Origin of the sequence: Pseudomonas sp. MWU13-2862 (assembly GCF_023242495.1) — a bacterium.
In the GTDB taxonomy this organism is placed as follows: domain Bacteria; phylum Pseudomonadota; class Gammaproteobacteria; order Pseudomonadales; family Pseudomonadaceae; genus Aquipseudomonas; species Aquipseudomonas gingeri_D.
Genome location: NZ_JALMEZ010000002.1, coordinates 416,409 through 440,404, shown reverse-complemented (window position 1 = coordinate 440,404; position 23,996 = coordinate 416,409). Strand labels below are relative to the sequence as shown.

Here is a 23,996-nt window from a genome sequence, read left to right as displayed (position 1 = left end):
TCACTGGACATTTCGGTCGATCCACATGAAAAACACGTTCATCGCCTTGGCCTTTGATTTCCTCAATCCCTGGTGTTGGGTCGGTGAAAAACGCCTGCGCCAAGCCATGGCTACCACCGGGGTCATGCTGCCAGTCGACTACCAGGCGTGTCGGTCGCACTCGGCAGCCCAGGTCGGCATGGACTATCGCACCTACCGGGAGAGTCGCTTCGGCAGCCAAGCCAAAGGCCATGAAGAAGCCCTTTCCCTTGCCGCCGCGCAGTTCGGTATTTCGTTGGACTTCAGCCTGATCACCACGGTGCCGGATACGGAACGCGCGCTTCGGCTCATGCGGTGGCAGAGGGATAGGGGGCAATGCACCCAAACCCTGTTTGAAGGTATTTACCATGCGCTTTTTTGCGAGGGCAAGGACATCAGCGATCCAGCGTCGCTGGTTGCCTTGCTCCCTCAAGACACCGAGGTGCGGCACCTGGCCATGAACTTTCTGCGCAGCGAAGACGGCATCAAGGCGCTTGTGGAGGCCGAACGCGAAACCAGCGCATGGTGTGGGCGCCTGACACCAGCCATCCAGTCCGGCGGCACGGTAATCAGCGGCGCGCAGCCATCCGCCATCTTGGCAACGCTGCTCAAACCTCCCCGTAGCCAGCACCTCGTTGCGCAATAGCTACATCAAGGTGCTGGGCGCAATCCCCAGGAGACCCGTCAGGGTGTTCATGATGGCCTGTTGTCTGGTGCGGTTGGCCTGGTGTTCCGCTTCTGCGGCAGCCACATCCGCTTGGCAGTGCGGGCAGGTCGACTCGTGGGGATAGATGTATTGCAAACAGCCACGGCACAGGGCCAGTTGCACGGGAATGCGTCCTTCATCCGGCGATTTCTGCCCTTGATTGGCCCAGGCCAGTTTGATCACCTGACCGCTATCGCTGACGCTGCTGACTTTTTCACCGGTGTCGATACGCTCGGTGATCAGGTCGAAACGCCCGACCGCGAAGGAGGCCTGCGGGGCGTCCTCGATTTTCACGATTCGTTCTCGCAGACCTTGTTTTTCCAGGTCCAGCGCACGGTAATGGCAGTAAGGATTGTTGCCTGGCTTGCCCAGCAAGGAGTGTGAGGTCCAGGTGCAGCCACCGCGGCACACATCGTTGTAGTAACAGCTGCGGCAATAACCCCACAGGTCCTCGACGCCGCGCAGGCGCCCGAAGTGCATGCCTTCGCTGTAATGCCAGATGTCGTGCAGATTCATGTTGCGCACGTTCCCGCCGGAAAATCCGACGGTGGCCAGGGAAGGGCAGCCTTTCACCGTGCCATCGGCCTCAAGTGCCAGAACCGTTTGGCCGGCGGCGCAGCCACTCCAATGCACGCGCTCGTCACCAAAGCCGCGCCAGAGATGTTCGTAAGGGCCGTAGTAGCCAATGTTGTTGCCCACGTTCATCAGCAGGCCGCGATCGACCCCCTCCCGGTAAAGCCGCGCCAGCAACGGCATCACCTCAAGCAACTGGCTGGGTTGTAGCAGTAGCTCCGGGTGATCGACGGCATTGCCCATGGCGACCGTGAGCTGGATCTGCCAGTGAGTGGCGCCCAGCTCGATAATGGTGTCCATGAGCGCCGGCAAATCAGGCAAGGTGGCCGCGCCGATCTGCGTGTTGACGCTCACGGCGAGCCCGGATTGTTTGGCGCGGCGCAAGGTGTCCACGGCCTTGTCGAAGGAGCCCGGGACATTGCGTACCGCGTCATGCAGCGGGGCAAGACCATCGAGCGAAACGCCGACGCCATTGAGGCCGGCGTCGACCGCGGCCTGCATCTTGGCGGGCGTCAGGTTACGTCCGCCTGTTTGTATGGCGCAGTACATGCCGTGATCGTGGATCGCCCGGATCAGCTGCGTCCAGTCCTTGCGCAAATAGGCTTCACCACCGATCAGGGTGATCTCTCGGGTACCGAGAGCCGCCAGTGAGTCGATCACCTCCAGGCATTCGCGGGTGTTCAGTTCATCGGGACGTCGATGGCCCGCGCGTGAGCCGCAGTGCAGGCATTTGAGGTCGCAGGCCAGGGTGATTTCCCAGACCACATGAACCGGTACGTAGCGTTTGAGGTCGGTCTCACTGAGATAACGGGCAGGGCGGTTGTCTGACATGGGAAAATCCTTGCGCGCGGGCACGGCGCGATACGAGTCCATCGAAGTGTTCGCGCCTTCCCTAGCGTCGATGGCGCGGTTGGATTTGCCTCTGGTTGGAAAGACCCGGGAGAGACCAGAATCGGCCTCGCCCGGGCAAAGCGGACTAGCGTGCTTCCAGGCGCGCGATTTCCGCGTTCAATTGCTCGAGGGCGCTTTGCAGCACACCGTGATGCGCCAGTTGCTGCTCTCCCAGGTGCACAACGGATTTCAGTTGCGCCAGATCGCCACTGGCTTGTGCCTGCTGCACCGCCACGGCGTAGAGCGGCAATACGGGATGCCTCCCAGGCTCGTGCTGCTCGACGGGGGCCTGGCTGACAGCGGCGTGCCTGACGTAATGCTCTTGGCCATGCTCGAAGTAGTTATAGTCGACAAACCCGCTGGCCCAATCCGCGCCGAGGATCCCCTTGAGATGAAACGTCTCGGCGATCTGGCTGGGCGGTCTGCTTGGGCCACCCTCCAAGGTGAGGACAATGTGGTTCTCCACCGAGGCTGTCAGTTTGGCCTCGGAGTAATTGCCCCAGACCTTGGCGCGGAAATTAACCGTTGGGTAGGTACTGGCGAACACACTGGCAATTCCGGTGACGGTCTTGCGAGCGGTATCGACCAGCAGATCGAGGGTAAGTACTGGCGCACCCAGCAGTGGGGTATGGGTGATGAGGCGAGTATGAAAAAGTCCAATCGACATGGTGCAACTCCCTTGATTGTATGCGGACAGTTCAGTCTGATCGCGCCGCCAGTCAGCGCCGCTCCAGCCTGCTGATTTCGCCCTTCGCGGCTTCCAGTGCGCTCTGCAACTGGGGTTGCTGCTCCAGTTGCTGTTTGGCGAGGCCGGCCAGGTGTTTCATCTGGGCCAGGTCGCCGCTGGCAATGGCGCTCTGAATCGGCGCGGCGTACAGGGGCATAATCGGTGGGTAGGGCAGAATGACCGGGCCAGGGCCCATGGGTGGAAAGAAGCGGGATTGCACCGGTTCATTGAGGTGGGCGGGGACATTGTTGACGCTGACCCAGCGCTGGCCATCCTGGTACTGGTAGCTGGCCACGCCTTCTTTCCAGTCACTGCCCACCACCAGGTGCAACTTGAAGTTCACGGCAGTGTTCGCAGTGGGGCCGCCGTGGTTGCCTTGAGCGGTAATCAGGATTTTGCTGACGGCCGGTGACATGACCGTCATGTAGGTGTATTCACCCCAGACATCCGACTGTAGATCGAGCGGCGGGTTGATCGCCTGGGTGACGATGGCAGTACCACTGACACTCTGCTCGGGCGTAAAGACCAGCAGATTGAGCGTCAGGCTTTGTGCCCCGGGGGCCGAGGTGCCAATTCGATAACTGAGTGGGAACAAGCCGACAAGTTGCTGAGTAGAACCAGACATAGTTATTGCCTCCATTGCATTGAGAGAAAGGCCCTAAAGCTTCTCTAAACGGGAAACTTCCTTGGCCAGCTTTTCATACGCGGTTTGCAGGTCTTGCGGTTGCGGCTTCGTTGAGTCACGTTGCTTCAGCAACGCTTTCATCTGCTGCAGATTGCCCTCCTCGATCGCGCCTTGGATGGCGGTCCCGTAAGGAGGTAAAGCGTGGGGTGTTGAACGATTCATAACGATGGATCCTTCCGTGGTGTTGCCAAACCCTCCTTCCGGGAAGGAGGGCACCCTTATGCACGCTGACCCCGTTTCGTGGCGATGTTTTGCCCGTCGACAATGGCCGCTTGCAATTGCGCGTTAGCGAAGGCACCGGTGGTGGGCGACGATTCAATCGCGCCGTTGAGTTGCCCACGCTGACTGTGTAATGTTCGGGGGCGTCTTGATGACCGGATTGTGATGATCGGCGGCCAGGAGGGGATGTGAAAAAAACGTGCGAATCGATAGTACGTTGGTCATCTTTCTATCCTTGAGAGAAAACAACGAAACGCAGGGATCAACTCGTCACTCAGGGCGAGCGAATAGATGATCGCAAGCACAAACCATCCCTGATTTTCTTGGGTATTAGCTGTCGGTAACAGCAGGTTTTCCGATACTCGCAGACTGGCATTTCGCCAGTTACGTAACCCTAGATATGAATTTTCGATCGTGCCAAAAAAAGCGCCGAACGGTCATGTCGGTTCATTTTCAGGAAGCGTGCGCTGTGAGCCGTTGTATCAAATGGCGCCCTATAGACCGCAAGGTACACGACAATCGCCAGCTCACCTTAGAGGGCATCAGCCCATGGACACTAGAATCTTACGCAACCTGATGCGCATCGTGCAGACCGGCTCGTTGTCGGCGGCCGCGGAGCAGTCCAGTTTGACGGTGCAGGCGTTGGCCGCGCAGTTGAACAAGGTCGAAGAGCAGTTTGGTTTTCGCCTGTTTCGGCGCTCCAACAAGGGCTTGACCCTGACCCCCCAGGGCACGGAACTCACGCCCTACATGGACAAGGTGTTGGTCGCCACGCGACAGATGGAAGAGAAAGTCACCGCGCTGAAGGCGCCTGGGCAACGCACCCTGAAGGTGGCGCTCAATACCACGTTGTCGGAGGACTTCAATCGGAGAATGATCGGGCGCCTGATCGAGGTGTTCCCTGACCATCAGCTGGAATTCAGCTACGCCGAGTCGATGGAAAACCTCAGCAAGCTCAAGAACGAAGGCTTCGACCTGGCCGTGTTGATCGGCCCGCAAAAGCTCGGATTGCCGAGTATTGTGCTGCCGGATGTGCATATCCGGGTGGTGGGCGCCCACTGTGGTGATGAGAGCGATCCGTTGGTGCTGCTGGGTAATAAGTTTCTGGTTCGTCCGGCGGATGATTGTCCGTATTCCCACAGTTTCTCGCGCTTTCTCGATGCCGGCCTGGGGCGCTATGAATCCGCCCAGCGGATGATCTACTCCGGCAGCGAAATCCTGACCCTTTCGTTGATCACGCAGATGGACGGCCTCGGCATGGTGTCCCGCGAGGCGGCCCTGCGTCACGGCTTGAGCATCTTTCCTGGTTTCGAGGATTTCCTCGAAGTGCGATTGGTGGTCAACAACCCGGAGTTGTCGAGCCAGGCACTGAACGATGTGGTCGCGTTGGGCCTGCATGAGCGAGTCGCGCACCCTGTACGCAGCCGTTCCAAGCCCGGTATCGAAAATGTGCTTCAGTGATCGGCGGTGTCGTTGGCACTGGTGTTCAACCACAGGCGCAGCTCCGTCTTGAGGAGTTCGCCGTAGCTGTTCTTGAGCAGTACGTTACGCAGTTCTGTCGGGTAGATGGGCGCATCGCCATAGATGATGGTCTTGATTTCCCCGCCATCGTAGCCTAGGCGGCGGGCCTGTTCGACCATGCAGGTGAACATGGCGGGGGCCACGAACAACGCGATATTGCCGAACCCGCTCGCCAGTTCGAACAGTTCGTCGACCTTGAAGCCGCGAGACTCCGGGACGACATGGCGAGCGGCCCGGCGTACATGGATCAGGTTATAGAGCCCGGCACAGTGAGACATCGGCGCTGCATAGACCACGGCCTCATCGGCGTCGATCGGATCGACATCGGGTGAACAGCCCTGTGACATGGCCGTCAAGTTACCGTGGCTGAGCATCACCGCCTTGAAGCGATCGGTGGGGCCACAGGTGTAGAACAGCCAGGCGAGGTCATCGGCCTGACGCGGGCAGGGCGTGTCAGGCGGCGAAGTGATTGAGGTGAGTGCGCCCATGTCCTCTCGATCCAGCTCTCGACACGCCTGGGGCAGGGCCCCGGGCGCGAACACCTGGCCGCCATCGGTCAAAATCAGCCGGGCCCGGGCATTGCGCACGATCCAGCCAGCCTCGACGGGGTGCAGCTTGCAGTCGATCGGCACCGCCACCGCGCCGGCCCACCAGATGGCATAGAGCAGTTCGAGGTATTCGCAACAGTTCATCATGAACAGCGCGACCCGATCGCCGGGGGCAATGCCGTGCTCGTCGATCAGATACCCGGCACGGTGCCGGACCAGGTCGACAAACACGCCGTAGTTGGCGACTTGCCGTCGTCCCTCGAACAAGGCCGGACGCTCCGGGTAACGAAGGCCGGCGTCGTCCAGCCAGTTGGCGATATTCATGCTCGGCTCCTGCGTGGCTGATCGCGGATTTCCTGGTCAGTCGTCGACGCCAACTGCCCTGTTTAGAGCGAGCACTACGAGTCTTCACCGCATTGAGCGGCATAGTCCGTCAGGTGTGGATTTGCGTCCATGAGAAATAACTTCAGGCATCTCAAGCGTTGTTTGAATCGCCCTTCAAGGCAAAATCCGCGGGGTCGAACCGATCGCTCGTGTCCATCCGAATATTTCGCAGGCCCACTGTTTCCAGGTGCGACGCGTATAGGGGTTCCGAGAAATAGCTGATCAGGATGGAGCGACGGCGTGCGCCGATGACGTTCAGACTGCCCGCATGCACCAGATCGACATCAAAGACCAGGATGTCTCCCGCGGAGCCTGAAAGCTGCACGGACCGGGACTCGTCATTGAAGTCGAAGGGTGGTTCTTCCTGCCCGGGGCGATGGCTGCCGGGGACGATCCGTGTTGCGCCGTTCCCGGGGCCATAGTCGTCAAAATAAGCCAGGGCGCCGACCATGTCGCCGGGCCGTTGGGCCGACAAGTCGCGGTGCAGCTGTTGATGGCCGCGACCGGCCAGGGGCTCGCGACCCTCCACCTGGGAGAGGAAGAATCGTTCTCCGATCAACTCACCCACCACCGCCAGCAACTCCGGCAGGCGGCACACCGCCTGAACTTTGGAATCATCGTCCAACAACGAGTGGCGACAATCCATGCCACGCGGTACTGGCCATTGATCCGACGGTTTCACGCCTGCATCGAATACGGTGCGAAGCTCATCCAGCCACTCGGCCGGGATCGCTCGGCGCAGCAGCACATAGCCCTCTCGATGGAGTTGCTCGCGGTCAGTCATAGTGTCCTCAAGTCCCTTGCCACCCACGCCTCCTGCAGAACCGGCCCATGGCGATTTTGCAGCATACGGGGCTTCCACGGTGGTGACCACACCGGCGGGAGACGTTTGCGCGTCTCCCGTCAAGGGCGGGCTCAGGCGTTGAGCGGGTTCAGCTTGGCGATCAGGACCTGGGCGGTTTCGGTGGACGAGCCCGGGTTCTGGCCGGTGATCAGCAGACCGTCACTGACGACGTGGGAGGACCAGTCATCGCCCTTGGAGTACAGGCCACCGTTGGCGACCAGTATGTCTTCAACCAGGAAGGGCACTACGTCGGTCAGGCCTACAGCTTCTTCCTCGGTATTGGTGAAACCGGTGACTTTTTTACCTGCAACCAGTGGCGTACCGTCAGGCTTTTTCACGTGGCGCAGCACGCCCGGAGCGTGGCACACCAGGGCAGCAGGCTTGCCGGCAGCCAGGAACGCCTCGATCAGATGGATGGATTTTGGATCTTCAGCCAGGTCCCACAATGGGCCATGGCCGCCAGGGTAGAACACCGCGTCGAAATCACCCTGGGAGACGCTGTCCAGTCGCACAGTGTTGGCGAGCAGGGCGGTCGCCACGGCATCGTTCTCGAAGCGGCGGGTCAGGTCGGTCTGGAACGATGGCTCGTTGCTCTTCGGATCGAGCGGTGGCTGGCCACCTTTGGGCGAGGCCAGGACGATATCTGCATTGGCGGCGAGGAAGGCGTAGTAGGGCGCTGCCAGTTCTTCCAACCAGAAGCCGGTTTTACGGCCAGTGTTGCCAAGGGTGTCGTGGGAGGTCAGTACCATGAGAATTTTCATTTTGAGCGTCCTGTTTTCAGTTTGAGGCCGTGGGATCACGACAAATCGAGCGTTTTAATTAGACTGGTCGTCTATGGGCTGGGCGAAGAAAAATTATTGGGCAGCCTTGATGATCAGCTCCGCGACGTGCTGTGGATAGAACAGCATCGCTACGTGGCTTGATGGCACTTTACGCTGTATTCCTTTTTGTCGGGTGGGGTGAATGTGTGGCTACAGTATCTTCCATTAGACCAGTCGTCTAGTATTTTTTCAGGTCTTTTTGCGCAACGCTTCTCATGGGTTTTTTCTACGCGATGAGGTGTCGCGAAAGGACAGTGGATTGACGTTGGGGGGGAGGCTGCAGGGGGAGAGTAACGCGAGCAGTGCAGCACCACGATGGGCGGTACACCACTCATGCCATGATTCAGGGCAGGTTGAGAATCTGGCGGGTCGTGGCTATCGCCGTCTCGAAGGGCTGGACACTTTTCGTAATCTTCACCATGACGCTGGCGCCGACCCACAATTGATAGAGGCTCTGCGCAACGTTGCGAGGATTACCGGTGATGGTCAGAGAGCCTTCGGCCACACCGATCTCAATCGCATTCGTGAGGCGATCGATAATGCCCGCCGTGCCTCGCTGGAGCACGGCGCGCATGGTTTCGGAAAGGTCGGCAACTTCCACGCCCAACTTCACCGCCAGGCACTTGCCCTGGCAATTCTGAAAGGACTGGGTGGCCTGCCAGATGTGAAAGTAGTTCAGCAACCGCTGGGCCATCGTCTGGTTGGGCTGGGCGAGCGTCTGATCGATATCGTCGAGGTAGAACTCGAAATAGTCTTCCAGCACGGCCTCGCCAAACGCGTCTTTCGAGCCGAAGTAGTGATAGAAAGATCCTTTCGGCACACCGGCGGTGGCCAGGATCTCGTTCAGGCCCACGGCGGTATACCCTTTGGCGGCCATGATTCGTTGGCCTACATCAAGGATTCCTTGGCGGACATCAGATGTTTCGCGAGTCTTTGGAGTGTTCATTGGGGCAATGGTAGTGGTTCCTAGTCGATCGGTCTACTAGGGGGTCTTGTTTTAACCCCGTCATGCGGCGGGTGTTGGATTTCCAGGTCAATAGATCAACAAGCGCCAGCAAGAGGCCAATCGCATCAACTGATCCGCAGCCCACTGCTCTTGTCAAACACATGCAAATGCTCGCAACGGCCGCGCGAGGTCACGTGCTCGGACCGGATGCCGACCACCACCGAGGTCAAGGGTGGCCGGTCAATGTGTAGGCCCAAGGCGATCTTATGCTCGCCGAGGCGTGTGGCCAGTCCTCCTAGATGGAGCGCTGGTTGACGCGCGCGGAGAGTGCTTCGGCGCTTTCCTTGCGCTCGGAGTAGCGGTCCACCAGGTATTCCTCCCGGCCGCGCAACAGAAGCGTGAACTTCATCAACTCCTCCATCACGTCGACAACGCGGTCGTAGTAGGGCGACGGCTTCATGCGCCCGGCCTCATCGAACTCCAGGAACGCCTTGGGCACGGAGGACTGGTTGGGAATCGTGACCATGCGCATCCAGCGGCCCAGCACGCGAAGCTGATTGACCGTGTTGAACGACTGCGAGCCGCCGCACACCTGCATCACCGCCAAGGTCTTGCCTTGCGAGGGCCGCACCGCTCCCAGCGCCAGGGGAATCCAGTCGATTTGCGCCTTGAACACGGCGGACATCGAGCCATGGCGTTCAGGTGAGCACCAGACCTGGCCTTCCGACCACATCACCCGATCGCGCAGTTCCCGCACCTTGGGATGGTCCGCGGGTGCATCATCGGGCAGGGGCAGGCCGGACGGATCGAAGATGGCCGTTTCGGCGCCCATGAGCGTCAGGAGGCGTGCCGCTTCCTCCGTCAGCAACCGACTGAAGGAGCGTTCGCGAGTTGATCCATAGAGCAAAAGAATGCGCGGCTTGTGCGTGGGCGGGCGGTACTGGGCGAGCCGCTCATCGCTAGGTATATCGAACAGTGACAGCTCCAGGTTCGGCGCATCGCTGGGGTTTTCCTGGGTAAATTCGTTCATCAGAGCTCACCAATCCGGTCCAGCGCCTGCTTCAACTCCGTAGGGTTGAGCGCTTTGAAATCGAGAGAGAAAAAGGCGGCGAATCGCTGGCGGATGTGCGCAACCGTCGCGTCAAATGCGGCCTGGATCTCTTCATCGGTGCCGCTGACCTCGGACGGATCGGACAGGCCCCAGTGGCTCTTGATGGCGGGGCCGAAGTACACCGGGCAGGGCTCGCCGCCGGCCTTGTCGCACACGGTGATCACCAGGTCCGGCGGATTGTCGGCAAAGCTTTCCGAGCCCTTGCTATAAAGTCCCGAAGTGTCCACGCCAAGCCCTTGCAAGGTGCTTACCGCGCGAGGGTTCAAGCGCCCGCTGGGGAAGCTTCCGGAACTCACTGCCGTCATCCCTTCAGGCGCCATCAGGTTGAACAGGCCTTCGCTGAGCACGCTGCGGCAGCTATTGGCGGTACACATGAACAGAACTTTCATCATTTGCTCCTGGGCTTGGATGCTCAACCGCGGGGCCTGGGGTATGAGCGGGATGGGAAGTGTGAGAGGGCGGCCAACCTTTGATTGTCTCGGGCGCGGGATCAGCAGCAAGCGGCCTGGCGAACAGGACGGTCTGCCATGGAGGTAAGGCGGTCGGTGCTCCGGTCGACCCAGGCTCGATTGGCCTTGAGGGTCACCTGGAGAATGTCCTCGACCCACTCCGGCAACTGCGGGTGCAGGCGGTAATAGATCCATTGCCCTTGGCGGCGATCTTCCAGCAGCCCGCAGATGCGTAGCTGGGCAAGATGACGAGAAATTTTCGGCTGGCTATCGTCCAGTGCCCAGATGAGTTCACAGACGCAAAGCTCTCCCTGTTCGCAGAGCATCAGCATGATCCGAGCGCGGGTCTCGTCACCGAGGCACTTGAAGACAGTCGCGGGGGAAAGACTCATGGTGGTGTCTCACAATACATATGAATATTCGTATATTCGAATATACATATTTATAGGCCGTGTCGATAGTGCCGGTGCGGACGGCGTTGAGCCGGGATCGGGCGTTGTGGTGTCAGCTCTGGAGGAGGGGGGCGCAACCCCCCGAGCGCAACGGACTTGGGTGGGATGTCATCGTCTGCGGCTTCTATTCACCGGCGGGTATAAATCAACAGCAAAATAGCCCCCTGTACCGAACCCGTGCTATGTGCCGCATCCGGCGCCCGGCAACAGTAGTCGCCGACATTCAGTGTTCGCTCCTGATCAAAGAAGGAGCCTTGCAGTACGAACAACTGCTCCAGCTCCCCGGCATGGGTATGACTGGCGACCTGGGCGCCGGGATCGACCTTCATCAACAGGGTCTTTTCACCGCGCTCGGGGTCCTCGAACAGCGGCTTGATCCAAAAGCCTTCCGCCGCTGTCGGCAGCCATTCATCAGTGGAAGACGAATGATAAAGCGAGCCGCTGACCGGGCCTTGAATGCCGTTCTTGGCGCTGATTTTCCAGGAGGGGGCTTCATTGTCTGGCATGTTTTGCACCTGGGAATGGGTTGGCTTACAAGTCCTTGACCAGTCGCAAGGCGTCGTAGATCGCGGCATGGGTGTTGCGCGCCGCCACCGCATCGCCGATGCGGAACAGCTGGAATTTGCCGTCCGGATTGGTCACGAGCTGTTGCGGGTGGCCGACGATCAGGTCCTGCTGCTCAACCACGCCACCGTTGCTGGACGCCGGTTTCAGCTCGAAATACAGCTCGTCCAGCGGTCGGGTGCCGTGGTTGACCACCACTTGATCGACGCGCCGGACCTTGCGCGCACTGCCATAGTCGCTGTCGATGCTTGCCAGCAGCCCGGCGCCCTCGCGCTCTACCGCGAGCAGGCGGAAGGTGACGGTGAAGGTGGTATCCAGCGCTTGCAGCGAGCGCATGTAGGGCACCAGGTTCATCGCCATGACCTCCGGCGCGAAGGTCCGGTCCGGGGTCATGATTTCGATTTTCGCGCCCGTTCTGGCAATGAACTCGGCGGCTTGCAGGCCGGCATGATCACCGGCGTCGTCGAACAGCAGGACATTGCGCCCGGGTTTCACATCCCCGGAAATAATGTCCCAGGCCGAGACCACCAGCTCATTGCCGGCCGAGAGAATCTCGGTGTGGGGCAGGCCGCCGGTGGCGATGATCACCACGTCCGGGTTTTCATCCTGCACGGTGCCGGCTTCGGCCCAGGTATTGAAGCGAAAGCTCACGCCGCGCGCCAGGCACTGGGCCATGCGCCACTCGACGATGCTGATCATTTCCCGCCGCCGTTCCGATTGCGCGGTGAGTCGAACCTGCCCGCCGGCTTGGTTGGCGGCTTCGAACACCACCACCTCATGGCCACGTTCCGCCGCCACCCGTGCCGCTTCCAGCCCGGCGACACCGGCCCCGACAATCACGATCCTGCGCTGGCGCGGCGCCTTGGGGATGTCATGGGGCATGCTGGTTTCGCGGCCGGTGGCCGGGTTGTGGATGCAATAGGCGGCCCCGCCCTGGTAGATCCGGTCCAGGCAATAGTTGGCGCCGACGCAGGGGCGGATATCCTCTTCACGACCCTCGATGATCTTGCGCACGATATGCGGATCGGTCATGTGCGCGCGGGTCATGCCGACCATGTCGATCTTGCCCGAGGCGATGGCATGGCGGGCGGTGGCCACGTCCGGGATCTTCGCCGCATGAAAGGTCGGGAATTGGGTGGCGGCGCGAATCTCCCCGGCAAAGTCCAGGTGCGGTGAGTTGCGCATGCCCTGGATCGGAATCAGGTCGGTCAGGCCGGCATCGGTGTCGATATGCCCGCGCACCACGTTGAGAAAGTCCACCATACCGCTGTCTTTCAGGCGTCTGGAGATGTCCAGGCCATCGGCCTGGGTCAGCCCGCCGGGCATTTGCTCATCGCCGGTATAGCGCACGCCGACGATAAACTTATGGCCGACGCGCTGGCGGATGGCCCGCAGGATGTCGAAGGTAAAGCGCAGCCGATTGTCGATGGAGCCCCCATAGGGCGCATCGAGGTCGTTGGTCAGCGGTGACCAGAACTGATCCATCAGATGCCCATAGGCTTGCAGCTCGATGCCATCCAGGCCGGCGGCCTTCATCCGCTCGGCGGCATCGGCATAGTCCTTGATGATGCGTTCCACATCCCAGTCTTCCATCTTCTTCGGGAAAGAGCGATGGGAGGCCTCGCGTTCGAATGACGGTGACACCACGGGCAGCCAGTCGCCCTTGTCCCAGCGCGTGCGCCGGCCCAGGTGGGTCAACTGGATCATCACCGCCGCGCCATGCTCGTGGCAGGCGTCGGTAAGGTCGCGCATCCAGCCGACCACCTCATCCTTGTAGGCGAGGATGTTGTTGAACACCGGCGGGCTGTCCCGGGAAACCGCAGCCGAGCCCGCAGTCATGGTCAGGGCCACGCCGGCCTTCGCCCGTTCCACGTGGTAGGCGCGATACAGCGCCTTGGGCATGCCGTCCACCGGATAGGCCGGTTCATGGGCGGTGGTCATGATGCGGTTGCGCAGAGTCAGGTGCTTCAACTGATAGGGCTGGAGGAGCGGATCGTTCAGCATCGTCAAGACTCTCCGGAACAGGGCAGGGACCTCGGTTGAAATTACGGTAGGGCGAAATGTACACCTGTGTCAACAAGCTGGACACAGGTGTACATTTTGCTTGCGCAGTGCTGGGTGAGGGATTAGGATCGAGCCATGAACGAACCATCCAAAGCAGTAGAAAGCGGCTGGAGAGGGTCCCTGGAAGGGTGGCTCGATGCCGCGTATGAAAGCCTGACCGAGTGCGGCGTCGACACGGTCCGGGTGATGCCGCTGGCCAAGAAGCTGGGGCTGTCGCGCACCAGTTTCTATTGGTTCTTCAAGGACCGCGAAGAGCTGCTCGGCGCCTTGATCGAACGTTGGCGGGTGAAGAACACCGGCAACCTGGTCGCCCAGACCGAGTGTTATGCCGAGAGCATTGCCGAGGCGATGCTCAATGTTTTCGATTGTTGGCTGAACCCCGACCTGTTCGATTCACAGTTCGAGTTCGCCATGCGCAGCTGGGCCTTGCAGTCCGCTGAAGTGGCCGAACATATCCGGGTCGCCGACATCGCCCGACGTGAAGCGTTGATCCGGATGTTCAGGCGTTTCGACTATGACTTCGACGCCGCCGATGTGCGGGCGCGAACGATCTACCTGACGCAGATCGGCTACATCAGCACCAACACCCGGGAGGACATCGGCGAGCGCATGCGGCGGATTCCCGAGTACGTGAAGATCTTTACCGGCCAGGAACCCCTGGAGCGCGAGTTGAAACGTTTCTACGCCCGCCATGGGTATGTCACGGATGACGCGTCACCCCCCAACCCGCAATGACCGCGACTTCTGACTGACGAAGGCAGGTTCATATGTTCGACGCACCCACGATAGGCATTATCGGTGGATCGGGTTGGCTTGGCCGCTCGATTGCCCAGGCGCTGCTCGACAAGGCATTTGTCCGGCCCGAGGCGTTGATGCTTTCGAACCGCAGCGGCCGTCACCCGTTGGCGGGGGCCAGGCGCTCGCAGGTGACGCTCACCTGTGACAACCAGGCCCTGGTGGAGCGTTGTGAGGTGATCATCCTCGCCGTACGTCCCGAACAGTTTGCCGAGGTGGAGATTTTCGCTGAAAACCGCCTGGTGATTTCCTTGATGGCCGGCGTGCCCCTGGCGGAGGTGATGGCGCTGACCGGCAGCCGCCAGGTGATTCGCGCCATGGCCAATGCCGCCGCGCAAATCGGCAAGTCCTACACGCCCTGGTTGGCCGCGCAGGCGGTCAGCGACCCGCAGAAAGCCTTTGCCCAGCGGCTGTTCGAAACCTTCGGTGGCGCCGATCAAATCTTCAGCGAAGGTCATCTGAACTACCTCACGGCGCTGGTGGGGACCGGGCCGGCCTACCCGGCGTTGCTGGCGCGCAGCCTGCTCGAACATGCCCTGGGCGTCGGCCTGCCGGCCGCCATTGCCCGGCGTGCGGTGAACGCCGTGGTGGTGGACGCCAGCCAACTGATCGGCCCTGGCTACAGCGTCGATGAACTCTTGCAGACACTCATCAGTTACCGCGGCGTCACCGCTGCGGGCCTTGAAGCCATGATTGCCGGCGGCTTCGATAAAACAATAAAAGCAGGTCTGGATTCGGCGGCCTCGGTCGCCAGTGCCATGGGTCCATTTGTCCATTCTGCTGACACCCAAGAAGGTCCGATGACGCGGTAGTTGGCCCTTCCTAACTCTGGCCGCAATCGAGGTTAGCGTTTATGAATATAAAGTCTTTCTCGAAGACGGGACTTGCCCTGGGTATCGTCGCCTTCAGTGGATGGGCGGCAGCAGCGGAGTGCGGCGATGTGACCATCGCCAACATGAACTGGCAATCGGCCGAGGTGATGGCCAACGTCGACAAGTTGATCCTCAATGCCGGCTACGGCTGCAATGCCAGCCTGGTCACCGGCGATACGGTGCCGACCATCACCTCGATGGCCGAAAAAAGCCGACCCGACATCGCCCCGGAAGGCTGGATCGACCTGGTGCCCGAGGTCGTCAGGACGGGCATTCAGAGCGGTAACCTGATTCAGGCGGCGAACTCCTTGTCCGACGGCGGCTCGCAGGGTTGGTGGATTCCGAAATACATCGCCGACGCCCATCCGGACATCAAGAGCTTCGATGATGTGAAGAAGCATCCGGAACTGTTTCCGGCCCCGGACGACCCCAAGAAAGGCGCGATCTACAACGGTCCGCAAGGCTGGGGCGGCACGGTGGTCACCAGCCAGTTCTACAAGGCCTACGGTTTCGAGAAGGCCGGTTTTGTGCTGGTGGATACCGGCTCGGCGGCGGCGCTGGACGGCTCCATCGCCAAGGCCTACGAACGCAAGGCGCCCTGGCTGGGCTTCTACTGGGCACCCACCGCCTTGCTGGGCAAGTACCCGATGGTGAAACTGGACAATGGCCATGCGGTCGATCCGGCGGAGTGGAAGCGCTGTAACACGGTCGCCGACTGTCCTGATCCGAAACCCAACGGCTGGCCGATCGATCGGGTCTATACCTTGACCACCAAGTCCTTCGCCGCGCGCTCGCCCACCGTCATGGCCTACCTGAACAAGCGCGCCTGGTCCAATACCACGGTGAACAAGCTGATCGCCTGGATGACCGATAACCAGGCCACCGGCGAGGAGGGCGCCAAGTACTTCCTGAAAAACAACGAAGCGCTGTGGAGCCAGTGGGTCAGCCCTGAGGCGTCGAGCAAGATCAAGGCCGCGCTGTAATCCCGCGGAGCCATGCAGTCCGTTGCGACGGGCTGCATGGCTCCATTGGCGGCGACAACAATAAAAACACCCATGTATTGAAATGACCTGCCAGCGTTCTTACGGTCTTCTACGAAAGGGGAATGTCATGGAGTGGTTACTCAGCTTTCCACATATGGATGACGAAAGACTCCGCGCCTTGAAAAAGGTCATCGACGGGGCCTTTCGCCATTTCACCAGTACCTACGGCGATGCGTTCGAAGCGTTTTTCCAGCCGTTGCAAGTGTTCCTCAATCAATCCGAACGGTTCATGACCACCACGCCGTGGCCGATCATCATTGTGCTGGTGGCGCTGATTGCCTGGTTCGCCAGTCGCAGTTGGCGAATCGTCCTGGGGTGCGTGTTCACGCTGATGGCGATCGGTTATCTGGACATGTGGACCGACACCATGAAAACCCTGTCGATGATCTTCGTCTGCACCGTCATCTCCATCGTCATCGGTTTGCCCACCGGCATTGCCATGGCCCGCTCCAATCGCCTGCGCAACCTGATCAGCCCGGTACTCGACGTGATGCAGACGCTACCGAGCTTTGTCTACCTGATTCCGGTGGTGATGTTGCTGGGCATCGGCAAGGTCGCCGGGCTGATCGCGGTGGTGGTCTATGCCTTGCCGCCGATGATCCGCCTGACCAACCTCGGCATCCGCCACGTCGATGCCGAGATGCTGGAGTGCGCCGATGCCTTTGGTTCGTCCAGTTGGCAGAAACTGAAAAATGTCCAGTTGCCGCTGGCGTTGCCATCGATCATGGCCGGCATCAACCAGACGATCATGATGGCCCTGGCCATGGTGGTCATCGCCTCGATGATCGGGGTCGAGGGGCTCGGGCAACCGGTGCTCAAGGCCATTTCCAACCAGTACTTCACCCTGGGCATGTTCAACGGCCTGGCGATTGTCGGCATTGCGGTGATCTTCGACCGGGTCAGCCAGGCCTACGGCAGAAGACTGCAAAAGCACCTGGAGCGGGTCCATGGCCACTAATCCGAGCGATGATTTCGGCATCGAAATCAGGCATCTCTACAAGATCTTCGGTTACCAGGCGCAAGCCAGTATCGAGCGGGTCAAGCAGGGCATGAGCAAGGCCGAGCTGCTGAGCCGGCACAGTCATGTGCTGGGCCTGAAGGACATCAATATCAGCATGCCATCCGGCGGCATCCAGGTGATCATGGGGCTGTCCGGGTCGGGCAAATCGACCTTGATCCGCCATATCAACCGCCTGATCGAGCCCACGGCCGGCGAAGTCATGGTCGGTGGCGTGGATGTGCTGAAGATGAGCCCCCACGAGTTGCGGGAATTTCGCCGGCACAGCATTTCCATGGTGTTCCAGAAGTTCGCGCTGCTGCCGAACCGGACCGTGCTCGAGAATGCCGTCTATGGCTTGGAGATCCAGGGCATGGCCCGTGGCCGGCAAGTGGAGATCGCCATGGGCTGGCTGGAGCGGGTCGGCCTCAAGGGCTACGAGCGGCACTACCCGAATCAGCTGTCCGGCGGCATGCAGCAGCGGGTCGGCCTGGCCCGGGCCCTGGCCAGCGACGCGCCGATCCTGTTGATGGATGAAGCCTTCTCGGCCCTTGATCCGCTGATCCGCATGGACATGCAATCGGTGCTGCTGGACCTGCAGAAAGAAATCAGGAAGACCATCGTCTTCATTACCCATGACCTGGATGAGGCGCTGCGCATCGGTGATCGCATCGCGATCCTGCGTGACGGCGAGGTGGTGCAACAAGGCACCCGGCAGGAGATCGTCATGAGCCCCGCCGACGACTACATCGCCAACTTCGTCAAGGAAGTGAACCGCGGCCGGGTGATCAGCGTCGAGGCCATCATGCGTCCGTTTGTCCAGGTCAAGGCCCAGGCCGCGCTGGCGGTCCCCGTGGGGACGTCACTGGAGTCGGCGGTCAAGCGGCTGGTTGAAGCGGGCGTCGATGAGCTGGTGGTGACGGACAGCCAGGGGCAGCCCGTGGGGCAACTGGCGCTCAAGTCGATCATCGCGACCATGGTCACTTCGACCGTGAGCGAAGCGTCGTCGGTGGCGCCGTCAAGAAACGTGGCGCAGGCGCTGCTGCGCTGAGAGATCAAGCCCTGGGTGGCTCGATCTCTCGGGGTTTGACTAGGGCGCCGGGATCAAGGCAGTTCAAGGGTTTTGAAGGGCGAGCCGTTCGTGCCACGTCGCATCAGGTGGCCGATGCTCATGATCACCAGCGGCGTGAACAGCGCGATATAGGCATTGTCGATGCCCCACGGATTGCCGGCCAGGAACCATCCGACGGTCGCCACCAGGGAGGCGATAATGCTGATGAACGCGGCTTTCGGTGTGCCGAATTTAGGCGCATAGAACACCATCAGCACCAGCACCGCCAGGGACGCACGCAGGGCTTTACCGAGGAAGGCGATCATCAGCACCTTGTCGGAGGTCAGGGCCAACGCGATCGGCAGCAGGCCGACGACGACGGTGGCCAGCCGGACAAAGCGCAGGGATTTGACGTCGCTTTTTTCCGGGTTGAACCAGGGCTCGTAGAAGTCCCGCAGCAACAACGTGGCCGAGCCCATGCTCACCGCCGAGATGGTGCCGAACAGCGAGCCGGCCAAACCCGCCACCACCAGGCCCGCGGTCAATTGATCCATGCTCGCAATCAGGCGCGGAAAGGCTTGCAGCGAATCCACCTGGGGAAACAAGGCGGCGCTGCACATGCCGATCAAGGCCGCGCCGATACCGAAGGGGATCATCAGGCCCGCGCAATAGAAGCACGCCCGTTGCGCCTTGCCCGCGTCGCTGACCGTGTTCACTGCTTGAATCACATACTGGGTGGAGAAGATCGAGCCGATGCCGGCAATCATCCAGGCGATGATCTGACCCCAGCCGATGGCGGTCCAGTCGAACATGCTGGGCGGCAGTTGAGTGCGCAGTGCGCTGATGCCCCCCACCTGTTTCAAGCCGAACCACAGCGCCAGCCCGACGCCGAGGTACTTGAGGCTGGCGTGGACGAAGTTGGTATAGATAACCGAGCGCATACCGCCGATGCTGACGTACAGCACCGACACCACGCCGACAATGATGATCGCCAGGGTGCGATCAACCTGCAGCACACTGGCCAGCACCGCGCCGCCGCTGGCATAGATGGACACCGCGACGATTTCCAGGGCGAAGATGGTGATGATCGAGGTGGCAAAACGGGTTTTCTGCCCGTAGTTGCGCGACAGCACGCCGGAGATGGTGTTGTCGCCCAGGTCCTTGTATTTGCGCGCCAGCAGCCAGGCGAACAACACAAAGCCCAGGGCCAGGGCGAAGAGGTTCCAGGCGGCGGAGATACCGGTTTTGAAGCCGGTTTGCGCGGTACCGATACTGACGGCGGTGCCGATAAATTCCGACAGCATCAAAAAGCCGATCAAGAACGCCGGAAAGTGCCCGCCGCCGGTGGTGTAGTTATTGGCGCTGCGGGAATGTCGACGCACACCGAAACTGATCAGCGCGAGGCTGAGCATGTAGAACGCGGTGATGGAAAGGACGATCCAGGAGGAGTGGGACTGCATGGTCATTGCCCGATCAACGTGAGGGAGGTTGAGGGAAATGCAGCAGGGGCGCGTTCGCAGGCTGGGTTCATGGTGATGCTCTTTAAGTATTGTTGTTGTGGCTTTTAGCTTCCTACCTTTGGTTTTAGGTGTCTAATATTGAGTAAGTATTGCTGAATACCTTTAAGGTATTGAGGCGTGTCGGAGAAGTGGAAGATTATTCCCTGCGAAGAAGTAAGATGATTCGTGATGCGCCTGCTAGCATGGGCAATTGGCTGATATGGATCGCTTCGTCGGTGAAGTCGAGCACATCATGGAGCTTTGGACAGAGTGTCGGCACCTGGCGCCGGCTTGGCGACACAGGCAGGGGAGCGTTATGCAGTTTCGCAAAAAAGGGTTTTACGCGATGTCGTTACTGTTCGCACTCGGCGGGGCATTGTTAGTCTGGCAGCTTTTTCTGACTAGCCGTCAGCCTGGCCCATTTGGTTATGGTGAGGCGGACATTCAAGCCATGCATGGAAAGTTGGTCTATGCGATTGTGCCCGGATCAAGAGGAATTCCTATAAGTCAATACATGTTTGAAGATACTGAAACGGGGAAACTCAAGAAATTTGATAATCTATTCACCAGCGATTCAATCAGGTTCGACAGGGACAAAGGCAAGGTATTTGATCTGTCTTTCATAAAGGACCAAATGCTCTCCTGCTGGCTGGATGGACAACAGCTTTGTTTTAAACTGTGCGCTTCCGCGTCTCAATGTGAAGCCCGTGAGGTGAAATTTGCGGCTGCTATGGAGGAGCAGTCCTGGTGGAACGATTTAAATTTTCTTATTGTTTTAGGCTTTTTATATTTCTGGAAAATTTGGAGGAACCGGCCGTTACGCCATGCCCCACAGTCGCATTGACATCAGCCAAACGTATCGATGCAGATCCATTTAGGTGGCTACCATCGTCCTGAGCCATGGCATCAGGAAGGTGTGTTTGTGCCAACAGGCGAAAAAGTCGCGATTTGTGGCTTTTTACCCAATTTTGGATGAGACATTCCTATTACCCTTGTAGCATCGGTCCTTCAATTCCCGACGAGTCAGAAAAATGGATGTTCACTCGATTCTTGCCTTCACCCTGGTCGCAGGTATTGCCATCGCCAGTCCTGGTCCCGCGACGTTGATGGCATTGAACAACAGCATCACCTACGGCCCGCGCTCCACCCTCTGGTCGTCACTCGGTAATGCCAGTGGCCTGTTCTGCCTGTCGGCGGCGGCCATGCTGGGGCTCGGGGCGTTGCTGGCCAGCTCCGAATGGATGTTCAACGCGGTGAAGATCGCCGGTGCCGGTTATCTGTTCTATCTGGGTGCCAAGCAGTTGATGAAAAAGAGCCCGGTGCTGGCAGGCGAAACTCAAGGTCAACCGACCCGCCACAAGCCATCGCGCAGCAAACTGTACAAATCGGCGTTCCTGACCGCCACCACCAATCCCAAGGCGACGATGTTTTTCACCGCGCTGTTCCCGCAGTTCATCGATCAAAGCGCCGCACTGTTGCCGCAATTTCTGATCCTCACGGCGATCTTCATGGCCTTGTCGCTGACGTCCTTGAGCCTGTATGCCGCACTGGCCTCTCGCGCCAAAGGCCTGCTGATTCGTCCCGTATTTTCCAAATGGTTGAATCGGGTGGTGGGGTCGACCTTTATTGGCTTTGGTGCAGCGGTACTGAGTATGCGTCGGCAGGGTGTTTAAGGGTGTCCAACTTAGAGGGTGCTGTTAAATCTACTGATGCAGTTATTACTGCTAGGTGTATTGTTAACGCTGCGTTGAGCAATGCAAATTGATCAAATACAAAGCACTCAATCTATCAGGATTTTTCGCCCTACTTTGCCTGGGGCTATGTCTGCTCGGCCTACCCGTTTTGCTGTACCCATCCCATTCAAACTTTGGCCTTGAAGGAAAGACAGTCGAGCATTTCAACGGTACTTTCACTCACGCTCAGTTCTCCAAAGGAGTGAATGGGACCCTCATGACCAAGAACTCGGAAACAGGGCGTTACCGGGCATTCAAGGTCGGGGTTATGAGCTATTTGATTAACAAAAGCGGCCTGGTCAGTGGGCGCGAAATCGAGCTGACCCATCTGGGAAATGACGTGCTGACGTGCCAGATAGACGGCGTTATGTTGTGCGCTGCGCGTTGTTTGGACGCTAGCGATTGCATCACGATGCAACGGTGGCAGTCGGACAGGACCATCCAATTCTATCTGATGATGTTGTTTGTATTAGCGGTTCTCTTCGCCGTGGGGTCCTGGATGCAACACCGAAATCGTAGGCCATCAGATGTTGCATCACCTCCGTGAGATGGGGAGGCAGGCCGATGTTCGGATCTATTTTCGGAGGAGGGGCTCCAGGCACAGCTCGCAGTCCCAATCAATGGGCGAAATAGCCTTCCAAAAAAACTCATATTTCCCACACGTTTCAGGCATGGGAGAATATTGCGTGCGCCAAACGTCGAGGCTACTGTTCAGGTGTCGCTGCAAATTCAGCGACACGGGTGTGGAAACTCGTAAAGGAATCGGCGCACATTGCCGCATAAGCGGCTTTTTTGTCTTCGCTTTATGGCGGGCTGTGCGTGGGACACCTATGGTGTGCCGGGTTCCTATTCTCCGGTTTTCCACCCCGCGCACAGTTCGCCACCCTTCGCGTGGAAACGAAATGGCGAACTCCTAAATTTGAATAGGGAGGTCACCATGACCAAGAAAATTACCCCCGATCCGCCGACCGTTCGCAAAGCTCTCAGCACTGCGGATAAAGAGACATACCTGAGTAAGCTCCCGGACACTCCGTCCAACGAATCCGAGCCAGCCCCGGCCAACACGCCACGTTTGCTCGATACCCTCGCGCTCACCAGCTCCAAACCCGTCACCCCCGAAGCCCCCTACAAACCCACGCTATTCGCCATCCAACCCGGCATCACCGCCCAGGACGCCCTGATCTACGTTTCCAATCTGCTCGAAACTGCGGAACTCAATGGCGACGAAATCAGCCTGCACACCAACCCCGTCGAGCGGGCGTTGTTCTGGGGCATGCTGCACTCGGTGGAGGTGGCGCGTGCGGTGGTGGATGCCTTGTTGGAGGGCAAATCCCCGTCTAATCAGCTATCGTCAGCGTCGGGCAACCCTCCGAATGGTTGAGGTTGCCAGCCAATAAAGCGCCCCCCGTTTCCAAGGCGGGCGTTGAGTATGGAGTGAAAAGGGGATGTATTTATTTAGAGCAAATAGATACGTCTGCCTTTTGGGGGTGAATCCTGAAATTGCCTTTTTTTAAGTGATGTGTTCTGTCTGCAAAGGCTACGTTTTGGCCGGTTGTGACTGTCAGCAATCGGCCAAAAGCGGACTATTCCACACCAGCTTGGAAGGCGGACATTGTGGCTCGAAGGCATCTACGAAATAAGGGGAGACTCACTCCGTTGCATATTAATCTCATCATGGCCAGTTATTTCGCTAAAAACGTAACCTAACCCCCCTAACTCTGTAGGGTCTAAATTATACCCGCATCGTTACCGATACCGCTTCTTCCGTTTTTTTGCGATAGTCGCCACTGAATGTTCATGCGCCCACGTATCTATATTTGATAATGTCTTTTGTCACACATAAGACGTGGGAACCTCGATGAAGCTCGACAAAGACTTGGTGCGCGAAATTCTGCTAGCTATTGAAGCCAGCGCCCCCCTGACTACTGGATTGATCTCGCGATCGATAACCACGGCAAGGATGAAGTCTCCTGTCACGTCATGCTGCTGCAAGAGGCAGGCTGTTGGTGCTGACCCTGGACTGACCCAGTTGCCGATGCAAGACTGCCCCATCTCCAAACCTGCAAAACATCCAGCGCAGACAATGATTGACTAGGAGTCAGACTGGGTCAGTGAATTCTCGGCAACTGGGTTAACTAGGCATCGGCGCCAACACAAGGGCACCGATTTGTCTTCGGTCACTCAGGAGCGTCTGGATGAGATTACTGACCTGTTGAATACTCGGCCTCGCCAGACACTGGGATGGAAGTTTCCTGTGGAGATATTGACGGATCACTTGCAGCTGCTGGCGACAAACCGGCTAAATACAGTTAACTGACTGTTGCACTTGAAACCTGAGGCCGCCCAGCTTTAATAATGAAAAAAATCTGCGGACAACCAGTTTGGAATCATCTGGCCATGGCCTAGAGCATTCTAGTTAAATAACGGCATGATTCATCGACCCTGCGTGCGATAAAACCATTCATTTTTCTGCCTATACCTTC

General features: G+C 59.1%; 23 protein-coding genes and 2 pseudogenes. 11 read left to right on the top strand and 14 right to left on the bottom strand.

Annotated features, from left to right (window positions below):
* Nucleotides 1-25 precede the first annotated feature (25 nt).
* A complete protein-coding gene (locus M5C56_RS05425) occupies nt 26-664 on the top strand; it encodes a DsbA family protein (protein ID WP_247263029.1) in 639 nt (212 codons plus the stop codon).
* Here M5C56_RS05425 and M5C56_RS05420 read toward each other — a convergent pair whose 3' ends face one another.
* The 4 genes from M5C56_RS05420 to M5C56_RS05405 all read right to left on the bottom strand — a co-directional run bounded on the left by M5C56_RS05420 (nt 665) and on the right by M5C56_RS05405 (nt 3,762).
* On the bottom strand, nt 665-2,128 hold the full coding sequence (locus tag M5C56_RS05420; protein ID WP_103496830.1) for a GDL motif peptide-associated radical SAM/SPASM maturase: 1,464 nt from the start codon (nt 2,126-2,128) through the stop codon (nt 665-667). It lies immediately after the preceding gene.
* 145 nt (nt 2,129-2,273) lie between these two features.
* Nucleotides 2,274-2,855: a DUF1842 domain-containing protein gene (locus M5C56_RS05415; RefSeq protein WP_103496829.1), complete on the bottom strand. Its 582-nt coding sequence runs from the start codon at nt 2,853-2,855 to the stop codon at nt 2,274-2,276.
* A gap of 52 nt (nt 2,856-2,907) precedes the next feature.
* A complete protein-coding gene (locus M5C56_RS05410; protein WP_103496828.1) occupies nt 2,908-3,540 on the bottom strand; it encodes a DUF1842 domain-containing protein in 633 nt (210 codons plus the stop codon).
* A gap of 33 nt (nt 3,541-3,573) precedes the next feature.
* On the bottom strand, nt 3,574-3,762 hold the full coding sequence (locus tag M5C56_RS05405; protein ID WP_103496827.1) for a DUF1843 domain-containing protein: 189 nt from the start codon (nt 3,760-3,762) through the stop codon (nt 3,574-3,576).
* A 606-nt stretch (nt 3,763-4,368) separates the two neighbouring features.
* Between M5C56_RS05405 and M5C56_RS05400 the strand changes: the two genes are divergently transcribed.
* Nucleotides 4,369-5,280 (top strand): LysR family transcriptional regulator, encoded by a 912-nt coding sequence (locus M5C56_RS05400; protein ID WP_103496826.1) that lies wholly within the window; start codon nt 4,369-4,371, stop codon nt 5,278-5,280.
* 86 nt (nt 5,281-5,366) lie between these two features.
* On the opposite strand, the pseudogene M5C56_RS05395 reads toward M5C56_RS05400, so the two are convergent.
* From M5C56_RS05395 to M5C56_RS05355, 9 genes and pseudogenes are all read right to left on the bottom strand, one after another.
* Nucleotides 5,367-6,212: pseudogene (locus M5C56_RS05395) on the bottom strand (AMP-binding protein); the annotation flags it as partial.
* A 151-nt stretch (nt 6,213-6,363) separates the two neighbouring features.
* Nucleotides 6,364-7,056, bottom strand: a complete 693-nt coding sequence (locus tag M5C56_RS05390) for a phytanoyl-CoA dioxygenase family protein (RefSeq protein ID WP_103496824.1) — start codon at nt 7,054-7,056, stop codon at nt 6,364-6,366.
* A gap of 131 nt (nt 7,057-7,187) precedes the next feature.
* Nucleotides 7,188-7,877, bottom strand: coding sequence for a type 1 glutamine amidotransferase domain-containing protein (locus M5C56_RS05385; protein WP_103496823.1), 690 nt, complete (start codon nt 7,875-7,877; stop codon nt 7,188-7,190).
* Between the two features lie 403 nt (nt 7,878-8,280).
* Nucleotides 8,281-8,883 (bottom strand): TetR/AcrR family transcriptional regulator, encoded by a 603-nt coding sequence (locus tag M5C56_RS05380; protein WP_103496822.1) that lies wholly within the window; start codon nt 8,881-8,883, stop codon nt 8,281-8,283.
* 295 nt (nt 8,884-9,178) lie between these two features.
* Nucleotides 9,179-9,913, bottom strand: a complete 735-nt coding sequence (gene arsH, locus M5C56_RS05375) for an arsenical resistance protein ArsH (protein ID WP_103496821.1) — start codon at nt 9,911-9,913, stop codon at nt 9,179-9,181.
* Nucleotides 9,913-10,383 carry an arsenate reductase ArsC gene (locus M5C56_RS05370; RefSeq protein ID WP_103496820.1) on the bottom strand — a complete coding sequence of 157 codons (471 nt, stop codon included), beginning with the start codon at nt 10,381-10,383 and terminating at the stop codon, nt 9,913-9,915. The genes arsH and M5C56_RS05370 overlap by 1 nt, the downstream gene beginning before the upstream one ends.
* Before the next feature lie 101 nt (nt 10,384-10,484).
* A complete protein-coding gene (locus tag M5C56_RS05365; protein WP_103496819.1) occupies nt 10,485-10,835 on the bottom strand; it encodes a metalloregulator ArsR/SmtB family transcription factor in 351 nt (116 codons plus the stop codon).
* A gap of 188 nt (nt 10,836-11,023) precedes the next feature.
* On the bottom strand, nt 11,024-11,401 hold the full coding sequence (locus M5C56_RS05360) for a cupin domain-containing protein (RefSeq protein ID WP_247263031.1): 378 nt from the start codon (nt 11,399-11,401) through the stop codon (nt 11,024-11,026).
* A gap of 25 nt (nt 11,402-11,426) precedes the next feature.
* Nucleotides 11,427-13,463 (bottom strand): NADH:flavin oxidoreductase, encoded by a 2,037-nt coding sequence (locus M5C56_RS05355; RefSeq protein WP_103496817.1) that lies wholly within the window; start codon nt 13,461-13,463, stop codon nt 11,427-11,429.
* 135 nt (nt 13,464-13,598) lie between these two features.
* On the opposite strand from M5C56_RS05355, the gene M5C56_RS05350 reads away from it, so the two are divergent.
* The 5 genes from M5C56_RS05350 to M5C56_RS05330 all read left to right on the top strand — a co-directional run bounded on the left by M5C56_RS05350 (nt 13,599) and on the right by M5C56_RS05330 (nt 18,281).
* Complete coding sequence (locus tag M5C56_RS05350) at nt 13,599-14,258, top strand: TetR/AcrR family transcriptional regulator (RefSeq protein ID WP_103496816.1); 660 nt, start codon at nt 13,599-13,601, stop codon at nt 14,256-14,258.
* 32 nt (nt 14,259-14,290) lie between these two features.
* Nucleotides 14,291-15,130 (top strand): pyrroline-5-carboxylate reductase dimerization domain-containing protein, encoded by an 840-nt coding sequence (locus tag M5C56_RS05345; protein ID WP_103496815.1) that lies wholly within the window; start codon nt 14,291-14,293, stop codon nt 15,128-15,130.
* 41 nt (nt 15,131-15,171) lie between these two features.
* Nucleotides 15,172-16,173 carry an ABC transporter substrate-binding protein gene (locus tag M5C56_RS05340; RefSeq protein WP_103496814.1) on the top strand — a complete coding sequence of 334 codons (1,002 nt, stop codon included), beginning with the start codon at nt 15,172-15,174 and terminating at the stop codon, nt 16,171-16,173.
* Nucleotides 16,174-16,300: 127 nt separating this feature from the next.
* A complete protein-coding gene (locus M5C56_RS05335) occupies nt 16,301-17,191 on the top strand; it encodes a proline/glycine betaine ABC transporter permease (protein WP_103496813.1) in 891 nt (296 codons plus the stop codon).
* Nucleotides 17,181-18,281: a glycine betaine/L-proline ABC transporter ATP-binding protein gene (locus M5C56_RS05330; RefSeq protein WP_103496812.1), complete on the top strand. Its 1,101-nt coding sequence runs from the start codon at nt 17,181-17,183 to the stop codon at nt 18,279-18,281. Before M5C56_RS05335 ends, M5C56_RS05330 begins: the two co-directional genes overlap by 11 nt.
* Nucleotides 18,282-18,334: 53 nt before the next feature.
* Here the strand turns inward: M5C56_RS05330 and M5C56_RS05325 are convergent, their stop codons facing one another.
* Complete coding sequence (locus M5C56_RS05325) at nt 18,335-19,741, bottom strand: sodium:solute symporter family protein (protein WP_103496856.1); 1,407 nt, start codon at nt 19,739-19,741, stop codon at nt 18,335-18,337.
* 355 nt (nt 19,742-20,096) lie between these two features.
* On the opposite strand from M5C56_RS05325, the gene M5C56_RS05320 reads away from it, so the two are divergent.
* From M5C56_RS05320 to M5C56_RS05305, 4 genes and pseudogenes are all read left to right on the top strand, one after another.
* Nucleotides 20,097-20,624: a hypothetical protein gene (locus M5C56_RS05320; RefSeq protein WP_247263032.1), complete on the top strand. Its 528-nt coding sequence runs from the start codon at nt 20,097-20,099 to the stop codon at nt 20,622-20,624.
* A gap of 187 nt (nt 20,625-20,811) precedes the next feature.
* Nucleotides 20,812-21,453 carry a LysE family translocator gene (locus tag M5C56_RS05315; protein ID WP_103496810.1) on the top strand — a complete coding sequence of 214 codons (642 nt, stop codon included), beginning with the start codon at nt 20,812-20,814 and terminating at the stop codon, nt 21,451-21,453.
* 997 nt (nt 21,454-22,450) lie between these two features.
* Nucleotides 22,451-22,894 carry a hypothetical protein gene (locus M5C56_RS05310; RefSeq protein WP_247263033.1) on the top strand — a complete coding sequence of 148 codons (444 nt, stop codon included), beginning with the start codon at nt 22,451-22,453 and terminating at the stop codon, nt 22,892-22,894.
* 774 nt (nt 22,895-23,668) lie between these two features.
* Nucleotides 23,669-23,830 (top strand): annotated as a pseudogene (locus M5C56_RS05305) (IS30 family transposase); the annotation flags it as partial.
* Nucleotides 23,831-23,996: the final 166 nt, after the last annotated feature.

Excerpts from the sequence above, each read along its gene's own strand:
- M5C56_RS05355 (WP_103496817.1), bottom strand. The coding sequence starts at position 13,463 with ATGCTGAACGATCCGCTCCTCCAGCCCTATCAGTTGAAGCACCTGACT.
- M5C56_RS05325 (WP_103496856.1), bottom strand. The coding sequence starts at position 19,741 with ATGCAGTCCCACTCCTCCTGGATCGTCCTTTCCATCACCGCGTTCTAC.
- M5C56_RS05320 (WP_247263032.1), top strand. The coding sequence starts at position 20,097 with ATGCAGTTTCGCAAAAAAGGGTTTTACGCGATGTCGTTACTGTTCGCA.
- arsH (WP_103496821.1), bottom strand. The coding sequence starts at position 9,913 with ATGAACGAATTTACCCAGGAAAACCCCAGCGATGCGCCGAACCTGGAG.
- M5C56_RS05400 (WP_103496826.1), top strand. The coding sequence starts at position 4,369 with ATGGACACTAGAATCTTACGCAACCTGATGCGCATCGTGCAGACCGGC.
- M5C56_RS05365 (WP_103496819.1), bottom strand. The coding sequence starts at position 10,835 with ATGAGTCTTTCCCCCGCGACTGTCTTCAAGTGCCTCGGTGACGAGACC.
- M5C56_RS05405 (WP_103496827.1), bottom strand. The coding sequence starts at position 3,762 with ATGAATCGTTCAACACCCCACGCTTTACCTCCTTACGGGACCGCCATC.
- M5C56_RS05350 (WP_103496816.1), top strand. The coding sequence starts at position 13,599 with ATGAACGAACCATCCAAAGCAGTAGAAAGCGGCTGGAGAGGGTCCCTG.
- M5C56_RS05340 (WP_103496814.1), top strand. The coding sequence starts at position 15,172 with ATGAATATAAAGTCTTTCTCGAAGACGGGACTTGCCCTGGGTATCGTC.
- M5C56_RS05310 (WP_247263033.1), top strand. The coding sequence starts at position 22,451 with ATGACCAAGAAAATTACCCCCGATCCGCCGACCGTTCGCAAAGCTCTC.
- M5C56_RS05335 (WP_103496813.1), top strand. The coding sequence starts at position 16,301 with ATGGAGTGGTTACTCAGCTTTCCACATATGGATGACGAAAGACTCCGC.
- M5C56_RS05385 (WP_103496823.1), bottom strand. The coding sequence starts at position 7,877 with ATGAAAATTCTCATGGTACTGACCTCCCACGACACCCTTGGCAACACT.
- M5C56_RS05410 (WP_103496828.1), bottom strand. The coding sequence starts at position 3,540 with ATGTCTGGTTCTACTCAGCAACTTGTCGGCTTGTTCCCACTCAGTTAT.
- M5C56_RS05315 (WP_103496810.1), top strand. The coding sequence starts at position 20,812 with ATGGATGTTCACTCGATTCTTGCCTTCACCCTGGTCGCAGGTATTGCC.
- M5C56_RS05370 (WP_103496820.1), bottom strand. The coding sequence starts at position 10,383 with ATGAAAGTTCTGTTCATGTGTACCGCCAATAGCTGCCGCAGCGTGCTC.
- M5C56_RS05345 (WP_103496815.1), top strand. The coding sequence starts at position 14,291 with ATGTTCGACGCACCCACGATAGGCATTATCGGTGGATCGGGTTGGCTT.
- M5C56_RS05330 (WP_103496812.1), top strand. The coding sequence starts at position 17,181 with ATGGCCACTAATCCGAGCGATGATTTCGGCATCGAAATCAGGCATCTC.
- M5C56_RS05390 (WP_103496824.1), bottom strand. The coding sequence starts at position 7,056 with ATGACTGACCGCGAGCAACTCCATCGAGAGGGCTATGTGCTGCTGCGC.
- M5C56_RS05425 (WP_247263029.1), top strand. The coding sequence starts at position 26 with ATGAAAAACACGTTCATCGCCTTGGCCTTTGATTTCCTCAATCCCTGG.
- M5C56_RS05420 (WP_103496830.1), bottom strand. The coding sequence starts at position 2,128 with ATGTCAGACAACCGCCCTGCCCGTTATCTCAGTGAGACCGACCTCAAA.
- M5C56_RS05380 (WP_103496822.1), bottom strand. The coding sequence starts at position 8,883 with ATGAACACTCCAAAGACTCGCGAAACATCTGATGTCCGCCAAGGAATC.
- M5C56_RS05360 (WP_247263031.1), bottom strand. The coding sequence starts at position 11,401 with ATGCCAGACAATGAAGCCCCCTCCTGGAAAATCAGCGCCAAGAACGGC.
- M5C56_RS05415 (WP_103496829.1), bottom strand. The coding sequence starts at position 2,855 with ATGTCGATTGGACTTTTTCATACTCGCCTCATCACCCATACCCCACTG.